Source organism: Bacillus sp. OTU530 (assembly GCF_038440375.1).
The window spans coordinates 1-14,076 of sequence record NZ_JASATP010000085.1; the positions used below are offsets into that span (position 1 = coordinate 1).

Here is a 14,076-nt window from a genome sequence, read left to right on the forward strand (position 1 = left end):
GTCAATCTTTAGACAAGGTTAAAAGCGTGGATGAGATTGAAACAAAGGAGCGAGGTGGCGTTTTACGTCCTAAAACAGTCGAGATTGTGTCAGAAGACTTTGAGAGTATCAAACTACTAGCGAAGGCATCAGAAACGCTTAGAGACGAAAATAAGAGCCTTAAAATCAAAAATGAAAAGTTACAACGTGATAAGGACGCCGTCTCACTTGAAAGAGAATTGTTAAAGAGTGAGAATAGCGATTTAAAAAAAGACAAAGAGGAACTGCAAAAAGAGAATGACTTTTTGAAAAGAACACTGGAAAAGGTTAAAGAATTTTATAAGGAAAAAATTCCTGAATTCGCCGTCATGGCTGGCTATATCAAGGCTGGTATATTAGATAAAGCAAAAGAGAAGCTGTTAAAGAAGTACTTTGATAAAGACGAAATTGAAGGGGCCCAAAAATTCGTAGCAAAAAAACAAAAGCAAATGGAAAAAGAGAAACTAGAAAAGCAACAAACTCGAAGTCAAGATCGAGGAATGGAGAGATAGTTTAAGATTTTATACAAAAAGCCTAGAAAAACTGCTAGGCTTTTTTCGATTTTACGATAGAGAAATCGTTTTTTCTTATCTTGAATTATGAAAACCGCTTGTACACAAAATAAATAGGGTTATACACGGCGTTATGGACAGGTTGTCGCTCAAACAAACTTTAATTTCATATACTGTAATTGAAATTTTATAAGCATGAAGCAATCCCCCCCGGACAGCATCAACTGCCGGGGGGGATTGCTTCATGCTTACGGTTGGGAGATTTGATCTAAATACTTCTTTACCTTTTGAAGGGCTTGCTCTATTTTCGGCACCCGTTGTTTTACATCAGCTATATACTTTTCTTCTCCATCCATCGGGGATGCCTTCCCGTCCAACAAAGCATTATGTACGTTTTGCATTAAATTACCTAAATCAATAGTCTTTCTCATGATGGCTCCCTCCTAATTTTGATGTGCATACCGTTCAGTTAGTGGTATCAGCATTATGTCCAGTTCACTGGCATTTAAACAGTAGCGATGACCGCAGGGGCACCACCTACCACATGACTATGTAATTTCGTTCGTGGCTACCGAGAAGGGATTCCCTGCCGTTTCAAACGTTCTCTATGCGTTCCTGTGGTTGCAAGGGTTTTTTGTAAATATGCTAGAATGTGTTCTATAATAGAACGCTTAAGGGGGTGCTTGCGTGAACGAGAGAGCGTTTTGGACAAAAGAAGTTGCTGAAACATTAGAGATTGGAACTAGCACTCTGAGAAAATGGGCTTTAGCCTTAGAGAATCAAGGGTATGAGTTTGTTAGAGGAGAAAAAAACAGTCGAGCGTTTCTAGAACGTGATATTGTTGTTTTACGCCGTATGAAAGAGCTCATACAGAACGCTGGAATGACAACGGATGCAGCTGTAAAAGTATCTTTATCAAGGGATTTTGATAACTCAGTAACGGATGATAGAACGGATACGATGGCGGATGAAGAGACTCGAACGCCTAGCGTTCTAGTACAGAACGGATCAAATTATGCAGCTGAAGTTATGCAACAATTTGTGGAGAACCAAGAACGAATCCTGGAACGGATGGAACAACTAGAACGCTTGGAAAAATCCAATGCTGAACGCCTAGAACGGATAGAACAGGAACAGCAAAGACAAAGGGAACTCGATGGGAATCGCGACAATAACTTAATGAATTTGATTAGAGATACACAGGAAACAAAGAAGTTGATTGCTGCAGCAGAGCAAAAGAAATCCTTCTGGGCGCGGCTGTTCAGGAAGTAGGGAATCCCTCTGAAGAGCATAAGGGATTTCCGCTATCACATAGTGTGATAGACTAGGCAAAGCCTAGTGAAAACGTGATATCAATAAAAGTGTTTGAATGTCCTATCGTGTCCCTATATATTTGGGGGGAATGTCTCCATTGTGTCCCCGTAAAAAAAGCCTTCCCATTGACTAGGGATGGCTTTTATTTTGCTTCTTCCTCCTTTGGACCGCGTTCAAGTAATTCTCCAGGTTCACAATCCAGAGCTTCACAAATTCGTTCTAATACAGATAAATCCAAACGAGTTGATTTATTTTTGTACAAAGCATGCAAAGTATTTTTATTTACTCCGCTTTTTCTTTCTAACTCTGCTACAGATATATTTCCTTTTTCAAACATGACTCTATCTAAGCTAATCCGAATCATTAAACCTTGTAAGAGCGAAGGGGTTGCTATTCTAGCAGCTCCTTCCTCATATTTTAATTGAACTAGATTGGAAAACAATGCTAAGCTAGGATTAGGACAAATACATACGCAAAAATGGACAAAGCCCTTTACCTGTATCAACTTTGGCGAGATGGTCAGGTAAAAGGCTCCCAAAAGAAGCTTAAAGGGCATAGTATACCCTTTTTAAACTATGTTATTAGCATCATATTAGCACATAGTTTTTTATAGGGTCAACTCTATCCTTTCGAGACTTCTTGCCATTTTTCGTAAATCCAAATGGAAAAGAGGTCTTTTTGTTATGGCTAAAAATAATCAAATCGAAAAACAATCTTCACATGTTGAACTAGTCTGGGGATCAGCTATCCTAGACGATGGATTTACGACAATGCCAAATATGATAACGAGAAACTACAGACGATTGGGAATGACACATGGTGAGTATTCATTCATTAGCTTACTTGCTACGTTTAAGCATGATGTAAATGATCCTTACCCTAGCCAGGAGACTTTAGCAGCTTTATACTTTGCTGATTCATATGAAGAAGGAAAAAGTGAACGAGCTATCCGTAAAATAGTTAAATCTTTAAAAGATAAAAGTTTGCTACGTATAGGAAAAAGACGTAATAAGGCAAGTGGAGAATGGGCGAGTGCGGTATATAGCCTAAAACCGTTAATTGATGCTTGTCTAAAACTGCAAGGTAGCAAGAAAGAAGCCGTAGAAACTGAATTCGATGTTATTTGGGATGACGAATCACCAGAGGAACAAAAAGTTCCTACGGTAAGTACACAAAAAGTTCCGCTGGTACAGGAACAAAAAGTTCCTACTAAAATAAAAAGAGAAAATAACAATTTTAAAAATATTGAAGAAGAAGATAAAGCGAAGTTTCCTTCGCAAGCTACTAAACATTCTGTAGAAATTTCACAAGAATCAGCGGAAATCATCATTTCCGAATTATTAGCTAGCTTTAAAGAAGATCTTCAGCCAAAAACTGCTGCTGCTTTAAAGACAAAAGCTTTACGCAAAGTAAGAGAAGGAGCAGTACATACAGATTTTCATAGCTACTTCTTAGAAATGATTACGCGCAAGATCGAAGAGTTAGAGGAACGTCGTAAGAAAGAAGCCCAAACGAAGACCGAGCAGCCAAAAGGGGAACGTAAATCTAATCGCAAGACTACGAGAAAAGAGCAGCTGCCAGAATGGTTTGCGGATCAAAAGGCTACAGATGCAGAAAAAGAGCAAGCAGCTGCGCAGGCTACCGAAGAAGACAAAGCAGAATTAGAAGCTATTCAGCGGCAGTTAATGGAGGAATTGCAAGGAGACCAAAAAGAAACAGTTAACACATAACACTCAGACGCGCAAAAACGACCGCTAAGCCGTTTTATCACGAATTACATACGAAACTACTACTTTATGCGGTAAGGCGCGCTAGCGGGCTTCCTGTGGTGTTTTAGATTGCATGTTAAAGGGGGAGTTATGAATGGGGAAACCTACGCATGTTTCTGAAATTAAAGAGCGATTATTTCGAGAAACGCCGTACCAACGCGTACGAATTGATGGTGTCGAAAACGGTATAGCTTTAGTAGATAATCATGGTTACGCTATGGGGCTGCAGGAAATGAAGGAGCTTGTAGAAGGGCTTAGCGCTACTATTGCGCACATTGAGCGTACAGGCGATAACTTCCTAGAACGGGAGAATGTAGAGCAGCGTATTTCAGAAGTGTTAGAAGGCGCTCTACACTATGGTAGCATTCTTTTACCGCAAACAGTTTCGAGAAGATTTAAAGCGCCATTGGTCTTTTGTCTGTGATTCTTGCGAAGAAAATATAAGCAGTAAAGACGGCGGTTATTATTACGAAACTAGATTTATCCCTTTATCCGGTAGATATTGTTCGAAAAATTGCTGTATTAACGAATTCCTTACGATTTCAGAAGTTAAAAATTACGAAAGAGTTATAGGGGATATTAAGCAAATTGTTAAATTCGAAGATTTATTTGATAAGTAAGCTGCGGTTATCTACGTTCGTTTAAAGATACCCTGCTATCTCTTTAGAACGCTCAGAAATGGCGATAGGGGCTTTTAAATACATAATAAATTCTCGGGGGGATTCTTTATGAATTGGGAACGTAAAGCATTGGAGCACATTATTGCTCCACTTGTTGACCAGGATATAAAGTTTTCCGATTTTACCGAAAAATTGAAGGGGTTAGGGATCCAGTTAAACTTAGATGGTACAGCTTATAAGATTCTAAGAGGTTTAACAGATAAATTAAAATGCAACCACGGGACTTCTAGGGGCTTTAAAAAGCATTCGGAAAGTGACCTAGCTTACAAGAATATAAATGTTTTAGGAATACATACAGCATAGAGTGGAAGTATGCTATTGTACTCACCGCTCTACATAATTATCAGAACAAAATTTTTATGAGGAATGATAACATTCTAATTCCTAGTGTGGCCAGTAGGAATTAGAAGCAAACTATAAATCTATTAAAAATAGTAAGAAAAAACAGCTGTTTCATGCAGCCGCTTTTTTCTTACTATTCGTATCTATCCAACAGAAACAGCATTAATACTTCCTACTGCGATACGTACAACACCAGGAAAACCATTAAAATTAGTAAGAAGTACTGTACCATTTTGAAATCCTTGAAAAATGCCGCTTGCAGGTGGTCGAGCATCAAATTGTAAAACAACACGCGTTCCTGGACTTAATGTTCTAAAGAATCGTACAAGATTACTAGTTCCAGCAAAATTACTTCCCTCAAAAGAACTTATAATAGATCACCTCCTCAAATAACTAGTACATTTTATGCTAGTTTTATAGATAAGGTATAGGTGAAAGTAATGAATAAAAGAATTATTAAGGTATATTCTATCGAGCAGATACTTTATGTTGAATATGGTATTAAGCAAAGAATATTTGTATCCAGTTATATAACAAAAATAGAGTTATGATTACTGTTAATGGGACTACAATCAATGATACGCTGAAAAAATCTTTCCATTTCACTTTGATTTTATTTTTTCTTAAGATATGCATCCATATTAAGGAGGCGAGTGTCCCGATAGGAAGTAACAACGACCCTATGTCACTTCCAATAATACTTGCTAGATACATGGTCTTTAATGTGATGAGATCGAGGTCCATTTTTGTTAACGTAATGGTTCCAATCAATAAGGCTGGATGATTATTAAACAGGTTAGATAAAATAGAGATTAATCCTCCCATGAGAAAGGTTGCCTCGAATAATCCCTGCTGCACAATCGGTTTACATACTTTCACAAGAAGTTCTGTTAATCCCGAGTTATGCAGACCATAAATGAGCACATACATGGAAAAAGCGAAAATGAAGATATGCCAAGGCGTTTTTTTCAATATATCAATAGGATTTGTGCGTAAGTAGTACCATCTCCATATAAGCAAAATGAGTGAGCCAACTACCGCAACAAACTCGATTGGAATTGAGAACAACGAGGCAACAAAGAGAGAACTGCGTATGAGAAAAACAAACAGTAAAATCTTTAGCATAAATTTTGTGCGTTGACGCTTAGTTTCGACTAAAAGCTGTCCGTTTAACGGATGAAAGTTTTTCGTGAAAAACATTTGTTCAACATCATATACTGAATCTGGCAAACGTTTAGGCAGTTTCCGTTTTACTACTACGTACATCAACCACGACATAAACAATAGTCCTAACGTTGCTGGTACAAACATCATGGCAGTCTGCATGTAAAGAGTCATATGAAGAATTTTCAATGAAATTAAGTTCACAATATTACTTACACCAATAGGGGTGCTTGAAGCTGTGGCAATCAATGCTCCCGTTAAAAGGTATGGAATTTGTTTGTGTGGTTTTAGCCGAAGATTTTTGAGGAGTAGAATTAAAATAGGGGTAGTGATTAAGATACTGCCATCGTTATTAAATAAAAGTGTCATCAAAAAACATAACAACTGAATGTACCAGTATAGACGATAACCTGAACCTTTTGCTAAACTTACAAGTCGTGCAGCTGACCAGTGAAAAAAACCGAAGCTTTCTAAGATAATAGCCATGACAATCGTTGAGATAATAGTGATCGAAGCACCGCCAATTTTTTGTAGAATATCTAGAATATCAGCACCGGATACAGCTCCTGTTAATAAAATAATCCCTGCGCCAATTGCTGCTGGCCACGCCTCATTGATTCCCTTTGGTCTCCAAAAGATCACTGCTATTGTCATAAAGAACACCAAAACTGAAATCATGGTAGAAATATTTATTGCCCTCTCCTTCCTTTCAAGAATCTCAAATAATTTAATACTTCATTGTTCACCTTCTAATTCTATTTTATTAAATACACTCTAATAGAATATATGTATGCTATTAAACGTTCCTTTGCTTGTATGCTAGTCTACGAAAGAATTTAACAATATTAAATATGTTTGAGAAAAAGATAGATAGCTTAACAGAAGCAATCTATAAGATGGCGGATATTATGGAGAACAGGAACAAGAAAGAGTAAATAACAAGCAGACTCTTCTAATAGCAGGAGGGCCCTTGATTGTCATTAGGTCTATATTAATAAAAAAAACACTAACTTATAAGGTCAGTGTTTTTTACCAATGGAGGAATTCTATTTAATATACTATTCAGATTTCTATTTTTTGTTAAAGTCTACCAGATATATTTACTTTAAATAGAGTTAAAAATCTTCCTAAGATCAGTACATTCAGGATAAGATGTCAAGTCAACTACCCACCACTTAGCTACGCTTGAAGTGGGGGCTTGCGAGTGACCAGCAGTACTGACGGTCTAAGACCTCCCACCTTGGAGTGTCCTCTGCATCATGGACGTGTTGACGGTTGCCCTACTACAAGAGACATGCTCAAGTAGCAACCGTTATGCACGGCATTGCCTAGTAGCCGTACTCAAATTTCCACACGTACTAGGCAGACGAGTTACATCTAAGATTTTACGGTTGCAACGTATTCCTGCAACCAACCTCATATCTTAGGTTGTCAAAGAACAAAAAGGGTGCCTTTAGCGACGATTCACCCAACGGTTCATCTCTTATCCAAAATGATACCGTAAAGGAGGAAATGCGGCATTGGAATGGTTTACTACACAAAAACGCGCATTCCTCCCCGGCTTACTCATTGGGCTACGCCCTTCACATTCCTTGAAGTCGGGGTATCCTGCACGAAAAATCTGATGAACCCATCATCCACTAGGTTAATACCATGTAACGGAAGGGAGATGGGAAAAATGAATGGAGAAAGAAATATGTATAATGGTCATTATGGACACACAAATGCTTTTTATCAGTATTATCCATATGACTCTTATCCTTTGGTAATAGACGACAGAAATATGGATATGAGTGGAGGGATAAGACCACAGCAGTCGCAACAACCACAGCAGTCACAACAACCACAGCAGTCGCAACAATCACAGCAGTCACAACAATCGCAGCAGTGTCAGTGTGATGGAAGCGAAGCCCTTTGTGTTTCGATTCCAGTTCCAATTACAGTTGTTCTTTTTGGAACGAAACTCCAAGTTGAATTAGAGTGTCTTAAAATAACTTCTGAACAAGATATTACACCAGCATTGCAAAAATTGGTAAAGTCCCTTGGCGGTTTACTTGGAGGTTCAGGTAGCACTTCGTCTTAAAAATACAATTTTACTTATTTATTCAGATAATACTACAGTTCGTTCATACAGGGGCAAAGTAGACTAGAATAGCACTAAGCAACTCTTGCCCCATTGATTATTAGTTGGCTTTATTATCTCTTTATGTCTTATGATATTATGTATATCCTATACATATGAAGTTAACATAATCCCACATTATCGGGAGTCAATGTATTTAAGAAACTACCAAAAGCCCGCCAGTTAAGTGATCTGAAGGGCTTTTGTGTCCACATAATCAGGTGTTATTGGAAGTTCGACCGTTTAAAAAGATAAATCTTTATGGACGCTGGAACTATAACAAAAATGTGCTCATCCACTTAAAAATTTAACATTGTTGTTTTGAGCAAGCAGGTTTCCCATTTCGTAAGATTTAAATCCATTGCAGCGAACGCTTGAAACAGTGTATCGTAATCTATTTTTTCAAAATCCCGGTAATCGGTGATACACTTCAGCAATTCGTCTTCGTGAATGACATGATAAAACTTCGAGTATTCCTTCTTCAAAGTTTTGTACAGCCAGATTTCCTTTTCGGACTTGCTTACACTCATGGCCTGATAGTGCTTCTTATCAATATAGTCCCTATATTTTCTCTTCACTTCGGGATGTATGGATGAAGCTTGTATGCATTTCTTCTTGATACGGAAGTATATATCTGTAACATCGAGATTGAGATTGCGCTTCTTTTTTTGTTTAGGTAAGCAGGACGCACCTTGATGTATCGACCGTCTCAGCTCTTCATCCGTAAAAAACAATGCTGCTTCCTTTTTCGCAGCGCTTGTACAGTCTGAAGAATGAAATAGGTTAAATATCCTACTCATTGATCCAAACGTATGCCGTATTGTTCCTTCCTTTACTTTTTCAGGCCTGAAGTCACCCTTCCATTTTTGGGAAATCAGTTCAGAAACAGATTTGTAGGGCGATTGTGGTGTGCCTTGAACCAGCACACATAAACTTTCTCCTAAACGAAAGAATTTAGATTTCAATTCCCACAGCTTAGGAGCATTCCTATATCCCTCCCAATATAAAAGCTTGCATAGATCCGGTGTAATAGTCACATATTTGCAAGCAAGAATTTGAAAGCCTTTTTGTCGCAGAAACGATAGAATTTCTTGTTCTAAATGTAAGTATACCGCGTCCGGTTTGCATATCACAAACCCTAAGTTGTCCCAATTCAATGTTTATATCTCCCTTTCACCTTGTGTAATAATAAATATATGGTAGAAAGGTAAATTGGCTTGTACACTTATACTCACTTGGTCTTGAATCGAAAGGTATTGGAACCTCCCAATACAAAAAGACACTGGATACGTATCAGTGCCTTGTTTGTATACCCTATACATGTGAGGTTAGCATAATCTCTCATTATCGGAAGTGCCATGCCCGAGGGAATCCGCATGATATCAACATTCTGTACGTGATCTGAAATTTCACGTTATGTAAGATTCTATACAGCGTAGAAGTAACAAGGATATGTGGATCCTTGCCCCGTTTATTTCCCGTCTTTTTTTGTATAAAATTAAAAGATTTAAACGCTATTATCGAGAAGTAACTACTATTCAGTTTTAAAAACGATACTAATTCCGAAATCAGATCGTTTTTAAAATCGGTTGTAAAATCCATTTCAAGTAATTTCCGATTTTGATAAAAACGTTGATATAACAGTGTTTTTCTAAGAAAAACCTTATTCCGATTTTTTAGGGAGGTTTAAAATTGGGAATAAAATCAGAAAGCTATACACCGAAAATCGTTGCCGATCGTTTAGGGGTTACCCCCGATTTATTAAAGGTATGGTCAAACGAATTCAATATACAGACTGAGCGAAGTCAAGGGGGACATCGTAGGTACTCTAAGGAAAATATTGAGGAATTAAAGGCAATTAAAGAAAAAATTCATGTCCAAAAATGGTCATATGATCAAGTAAGGGCATGGCGGAATGGAGAACTTGATTTATTTGTTGCAAAAGAAGAAAAATCGGAACTGGAAAAAAAGTTAGATGAAGTATTGGCCAATCAGCAATTACAAAATCATTTCAATCAGGTATTAATTCAAAAGTTACAGGAAATCACCGATGAATTAGTTACTACAAAAGAACATTTAGCCAATACGAAGACAAAACTAATCGAAGTGGAGCAAAAAAATAATAAACTAGAAACTTTTCTTGAGGAAAAGCTGGAAAAGAGAGATCAACTATTACTTGAAAATATTAGGAGTATGCAAAATCAGAAACAAAAACGGAAAGGTTTTTTCGGTTTATTTAAAGATTGATTTCATTAGGGATTCCCCTTGCGGGTTTGGACGGCGCCCAAGGTTTTTGGGATGAGTACTTAAAAGAAGTGATTCATAACCAGAAGAAAAAACAAACTCAAATAGAACATAATCGTTCTGACAAAGAAAACAAACGTGATGAACAACTCATGTCACTTATTCGCAATATGCAGGAAGCAAAGAAAATGATTGCAACCACAGAAGAAAAGAAAAGCTGGATCGCTAAATTACTTGGCAAATAAAAAAAGCAATGCCTATAAGAGGTATTGCTTTTTTTAAATATAAAATGTACCGTAGAAGTTTTTAAAATATATCCAGGGAACATGATAATGATAATGATGAACTGTTGTAGGATAATTGTGTGGATGATACGAAGTCGTGGGACTAGAAGCGCTGTGCCACGCATGCTGCGTACCAACAAATTGCCATAAAGGGACAGAAGGGACAACTCTCATAAAAACAGGATACATGCTTCACAATCCCCTATTTCTGATTATACGTAAACAGTTTGTTTGTAAAGTATGCAACATTTTATGCAAAAGAAGCTTGTATAAGATACCCAATCAGGTATAAAAAAGCCTGATTTCACAAGGATGTATAAAATCCTGCATACGTAATAATTTCAGAGATTGCGAGAAACCCAGTAATGGCGCGGATGCCCTGGGCATGGCTACTTCCGATAATGTCGCGTTATGTTAACTTGACGTGTATAGGGTATACATAGGGATATTATGGGACAAGTATAGATAAACGTACAAGAAAAAGCAGCTCGTTTTACATTAAATGTAATACATATATAAAGAAAGGAGCTTGATTATTCTTGTCCTCAAAAAATAGGTGCTTCAATCCTTGCAATCCTTGTGCATTTCCTGCTACGTTTCCTCCGATTCCAGGACCCCCGGGGCCTCCAATTCCAATTCCAATCCCTACAACTAATTTATTGTACTTTACTTTTTCTGACGGTCAAAAACTTATATATACAAATGCTGATGGGTTAGCCCAATACGGAACAACTCAGATATTATCACCAAGCGAAGTTTCCTATATTAATTTGTTTATTAACGGTATAATTCAACCCCAAACTGCTTACCTCGTGCAAGCAGGAGTATTAACGTTGTTAACACCAATAGCACCTGAAGCGGGTGTACCGATAACGCTTCAATTTATCCTGATTAATCATTAAAAAAGCTAGTGTCCATCAAAAAGCCAACAATAATGTAGAACTTTTTATGAACACTAGCTTTTTTCAACAACATGAAAACCAGCTATTTTTATAATTGATTCAAATAACTAATTTATAATGAATTCAATTATAATTGGATTAGCACCATCAAGAGCAGCGCCTCCTACAATAGTTACTGCAGTAGTCGAAAGACCTGTTACAGTATCACTTGTTTGAAGTATGCCATTAATATATAAATTTACAACCGCAGGTGAAGAAGGAAATGTTGAAGTAGTAACACCAGCATCATCGGTGAAATCTGTATTAGCAAATGTCAAATCAGCACCTGCAGCTGTACCTGTTGATGCTGTAGTTGTAAATCTTCTTCCAGCCATGAATGGTTTAACTATAGGCATAAATATTCACTCCTTTCTTTTTTTATTTATTAGGATTAGGTCTCTTCTTACAGGTCCCGTTAATCAAAATAAAGAAGCTGGTCCTTTTTTACACTTTGTTTGGGAGTCTTTCCAATGTAAGTATAAGTCTCATCTTATTTTATGTATATTTATATATTATATTTTTGTGATTATAAATAACCTACAATATAAACCAAACTTATGTCTTTTAGATTCCAAGAGTAATACACTTCTGATAATCCCAATTATATGAATAAATAAGTAATTTCCGATAACGATTGTTATGTAAACCAACAATATTTAAAGAGGGACCCAAAAGTCCCCTCTTTCTTGATGTTTTTTGTTTTTTACATTAATAGCCACCATGATATCCATAGTGATGAGGATATGGATAATAACCCACATGCTGGTATGGATAATGATGGTGGTGATATGGATAATAACTCACTGGATATGGATAATGATGGTGATGATGTGGATAATAACTCACCGGGTATGGATGATGATAAGGGTATTGTCTTTCCATGTGTATGCCCTCCCTTTCCTCTAAAATTATTAATTAAGATATGCGTCCAATATCTAAAAAGAAATAAGGTAAATACCTATCTGAGATAATTAAACCGTAACAAACCAAAAATCATCTTACTCAAAAAGTAAGAGCTGTTTTGCCAAGATATTATGAACCAACTACCGATAACACTGATTAAGTGAACATAAATCCCCTTCAGATCGCTTAACTGAAGGGATTTTTTCTAGGTTCCTAGATACATTGAATTCCGATAATGTGGGATTATGTAAACATCACATGTATGGAATATACATTGTTTCTTGTTCAACGAATTGGCAGTTCAGTACAATTAGGATAGGTATAAATTGGAGGTTTTGTTTATGGAGATACCTAAAGAGTTGGATGGTGCAAAAGTAATTCAACACACTTCGAATTCTGCATCTAACAGGTTCGGAACAATAGGAATATTAAACGACAATAATGAAACAATTGATGAATTACCTATAACTGCATTGGCTATCTGTCAATATGAAGGAAGCAAAGAGTATTATTTGTTTTCTTGTGATTTGAATTGGGAAGTTATCGGTGATTTTGATTGTGATTCTATAGAGGAAGCAAAGGTAATAGCTAAGTCTAGTAATAATGTTAAATATGAAGACTGGTTAACTGTATAGTCTTATTCCGCCAACGGGTGCTTAGTTCAAGAAGGAACGTATCGGCGGCGATTATTTTTGAAAGGGGAGATGATATGCGAAAAGGGAATAAAAAACAATCAAAGAAAAAACAGAATCATAGTAAAGCAAATAAATTTCATCAGAAATCAATAGACGCTGTAAAAAAATTTAGTTCATATATAAATAGACACCGCTGTTCTTCGTTCTATCTGGAATTTAATAATAGCACTGATTTAGATGCAACAGTTAGTATATCCTGTGACAATGAGGCTGAATATTTTGTTGTGATTAGTTCAGAAATATCACTACCAGAAAGTAAGTTGAGTACAAATCAATATAAAATGACATATTACTTTGACTCTTTAGAAATAGAGATTGGTAATCACACTTTAATCATACTTTGCGATTAGGTTGATCTTTTTTATTGCGATCCAACGGGCTGCCGTTGGTCGTGGGGTGGTGGGGGAGCGAAATCCCCCGCGGTCTTGCCATGCTTGCATGGCTCGGCGGAAGCCGAAAAAAAGCGTCGCAGACCCCACACTTTATGGAGTAAAGTATAGTGGGTTATACTTTACATGGAAGTTTCTGCCGAAATCTGGCCCCAAAATAGAGGGTGAAACGAGGGGGGTTCCTGCATGAGTTTTGCGGTTTGCCGGATGCAAAAAATGAAATCTCACGACCTAAAAGGGATGCAGTTTCATAACCAGAGAGAACGTGAGAGTAAAACGAATCACGAGATTGATAAAAGTCGTTGCCATTTGAATTATGATTTGGTGAATCCCGAAAAGATTGATTATAACAAACGAGTAAAAGAGATCATCGAGATCCAGAAGACTGGAACACGGCAAACACGGAAAGATGCTGTTCTTGTAAATGAGTTACTTGTGACATCAGATAGAGGATTTTTTGACGGACTTGATGGGAAAGAGCAAAAGCGATTTTTTGAAGAAAGCTATAAGTTGTTTGCGGGACGTTATGGAGAGCGGAATATTGCTTATGCGACTGTACATAATGACGAGAAAACTCCCCATATGCACTTGGGGGTTGTGCCGATGCGTGACGGTAAACTGCAAGGGAAAAACGTCTTTAATCGGCAGGAATTGCAATGGATTCAAGATGAATTTCCAAAGTATCTTCAGAAGAAAGGT

17 protein-coding genes and 1 pseudogene are annotated in these 14,076 nt (G+C 37.1%); 12 read left to right on the forward strand and 6 right to left on the reverse strand.

Features of this window, described 5'->3' with window-relative positions:
- Positions 1 to 530: pseudogene (locus tag AAHB12_RS29890) on the forward strand (MobV family relaxase); the annotation flags it as partial.
- 248 nt (positions 531 to 778) lie between these two features.
- On the opposite strand, the gene AAHB12_RS29895 reads toward AAHB12_RS29890, so the two are convergent.
- Positions 779 to 961 (reverse strand): hypothetical protein, encoded by a 183-nt coding sequence (locus AAHB12_RS29895; RefSeq protein WP_129731949.1) that lies wholly within the window; start codon positions 959 to 961, stop codon positions 779 to 781.
- Positions 962 to 1,217: 256 nt separating this feature from the next.
- On the opposite strand from AAHB12_RS29895, the gene AAHB12_RS29900 reads away from it, so the two are divergent.
- Positions 1,218 to 1,802 carry a DUF3967 domain-containing protein gene (locus tag AAHB12_RS29900; protein ID WP_342048735.1) on the forward strand — a complete coding sequence of 195 codons (585 nt, stop codon included), beginning with the start codon at positions 1,218 to 1,220 and terminating at the stop codon, positions 1,800 to 1,802.
- Between the two features lie 184 nt (positions 1,803 to 1,986).
- Here AAHB12_RS29900 and AAHB12_RS29905 read toward each other — a convergent pair whose 3' ends face one another.
- Positions 1,987 to 2,181, reverse strand: a complete 195-nt coding sequence (locus AAHB12_RS29905; RefSeq protein WP_342048736.1) for a helix-turn-helix domain-containing protein — start codon at positions 2,179 to 2,181, stop codon at positions 1,987 to 1,989.
- Positions 2,182 to 2,527: 346 nt separating this feature from the next.
- Here AAHB12_RS29905 and AAHB12_RS29910 point away from each other — a divergent pair, with 346 nt between their 5' ends.
- From AAHB12_RS29910 to AAHB12_RS29920, 3 genes are all read left to right on the forward strand, one after another.
- Positions 2,528 to 3,574: a hypothetical protein gene (locus AAHB12_RS29910; RefSeq protein WP_342048737.1), complete on the forward strand. Its 1,047-nt coding sequence runs from the start codon at positions 2,528 to 2,530 to the stop codon at positions 3,572 to 3,574.
- Positions 3,575 to 3,707: 133 nt separating this feature from the next.
- On the forward strand, positions 3,708 to 4,037 hold the full coding sequence (locus AAHB12_RS29915) for a hypothetical protein (protein ID WP_342048738.1): 330 nt from the start codon (positions 3,708 to 3,710) through the stop codon (positions 4,035 to 4,037).
- A gap of 304 nt (positions 4,038 to 4,341) precedes the next feature.
- Positions 4,342 to 4,596 carry a hypothetical protein gene (locus tag AAHB12_RS29920; protein ID WP_342048739.1) on the forward strand — a complete coding sequence of 85 codons (255 nt, stop codon included), beginning with the start codon at positions 4,342 to 4,344 and terminating at the stop codon, positions 4,594 to 4,596.
- 540 nt (positions 4,597 to 5,136) lie between these two features.
- Here the strand turns inward: AAHB12_RS29920 and AAHB12_RS29925 are convergent.
- A complete protein-coding gene (locus tag AAHB12_RS29925; protein WP_425455956.1) occupies positions 5,137 to 6,477 on the reverse strand; it encodes an arsenic transporter in 1,341 nt (446 codons plus the stop codon).
- 1,018 nt (positions 6,478 to 7,495) lie between these two features.
- On the opposite strand from AAHB12_RS29925, the gene AAHB12_RS29930 reads away from it, so the two are divergent.
- Positions 7,496 to 7,882, forward strand: a complete 387-nt coding sequence (locus tag AAHB12_RS29930; RefSeq protein WP_342048746.1) for a hypothetical protein — start codon at positions 7,496 to 7,498, stop codon at positions 7,880 to 7,882.
- 338 nt (positions 7,883 to 8,220) lie between these two features.
- On the opposite strand, the gene AAHB12_RS29935 is transcribed toward AAHB12_RS29930, so the two are convergent.
- Complete coding sequence (locus AAHB12_RS29935; RefSeq protein WP_129731644.1) at positions 8,221 to 9,078, reverse strand: nucleoside-diphosphate kinase; 858 nt, start codon at positions 9,076 to 9,078, stop codon at positions 8,221 to 8,223.
- Between the two features lie 535 nt (positions 9,079 to 9,613).
- Between AAHB12_RS29935 and AAHB12_RS29940 the strand changes: the two genes are divergently transcribed.
- The 3 genes from AAHB12_RS29940 (at position 9,614) to AAHB12_RS29950 (ending at position 11,351) form a co-directional block, all read left to right on the forward strand.
- Positions 9,614 to 10,168, forward strand: coding sequence for a MerR family transcriptional regulator (locus AAHB12_RS29940; protein ID WP_342048740.1), 555 nt, complete (start codon positions 9,614 to 9,616; stop codon positions 10,166 to 10,168).
- Entirely contained in the window at positions 10,165 to 10,410 is a 246-nt protein-coding gene (locus AAHB12_RS29945) for a DUF3967 domain-containing protein (protein WP_129731642.1), read from the forward strand. The genes AAHB12_RS29940 and AAHB12_RS29945 overlap by 4 nt, the downstream gene beginning before the upstream one ends.
- Before the next feature lie 698 nt (positions 10,411 to 11,108).
- On the forward strand, positions 11,109 to 11,351 hold the full coding sequence (locus AAHB12_RS29950; RefSeq protein ID WP_446715636.1) for a DUF4183 domain-containing protein: 243 nt from the start codon (positions 11,109 to 11,111) through the stop codon (positions 11,349 to 11,351).
- A 107-nt stretch (positions 11,352 to 11,458) separates the two neighbouring features.
- On the opposite strand, the gene AAHB12_RS29955 is transcribed toward AAHB12_RS29950, so the two are convergent.
- Together AAHB12_RS29955 and AAHB12_RS29960 are read right to left on the reverse strand one after the other, a co-directional pair.
- Positions 11,459 to 11,746 carry a DUF4183 domain-containing protein gene (locus tag AAHB12_RS29955; protein WP_342048741.1) on the reverse strand — a complete coding sequence of 96 codons (288 nt, stop codon included), beginning with the start codon at positions 11,744 to 11,746 and terminating at the stop codon, positions 11,459 to 11,461.
- Between the two features lie 352 nt (positions 11,747 to 12,098).
- Positions 12,099 to 12,272, reverse strand: coding sequence for a hypothetical protein (locus tag AAHB12_RS29960; protein ID WP_342048742.1), 174 nt, complete (start codon positions 12,270 to 12,272; stop codon positions 12,099 to 12,101).
- A 362-nt stretch (positions 12,273 to 12,634) separates the two neighbouring features.
- Here AAHB12_RS29960 and AAHB12_RS29965 point away from each other — a divergent pair, with 362 nt between their 5' ends.
- The 3 genes from AAHB12_RS29965 to mobV form a co-directional block, all read left to right on the forward strand.
- The gene (locus AAHB12_RS29965) at positions 12,635 to 12,928 is read left to right on the forward strand and encodes a hypothetical protein (RefSeq protein ID WP_342048743.1); all 294 of its coding nucleotides are present in this window, start codon (positions 12,635 to 12,637) and stop codon (positions 12,926 to 12,928) included.
- A 74-nt stretch (positions 12,929 to 13,002) separates the two neighbouring features.
- Positions 13,003 to 13,338 carry a hypothetical protein gene (locus AAHB12_RS29970; RefSeq protein WP_342048744.1) on the forward strand — a complete coding sequence of 112 codons (336 nt, stop codon included), beginning with the start codon at positions 13,003 to 13,005 and terminating at the stop codon, positions 13,336 to 13,338.
- 225 nt (positions 13,339 to 13,563) lie between these two features.
- Positions 13,564 to 14,076 (forward strand): MobV family relaxase (gene mobV, locus AAHB12_RS29975; RefSeq protein WP_342048745.1); only part of this gene is annotated, 513 nt, incomplete at its 3' end.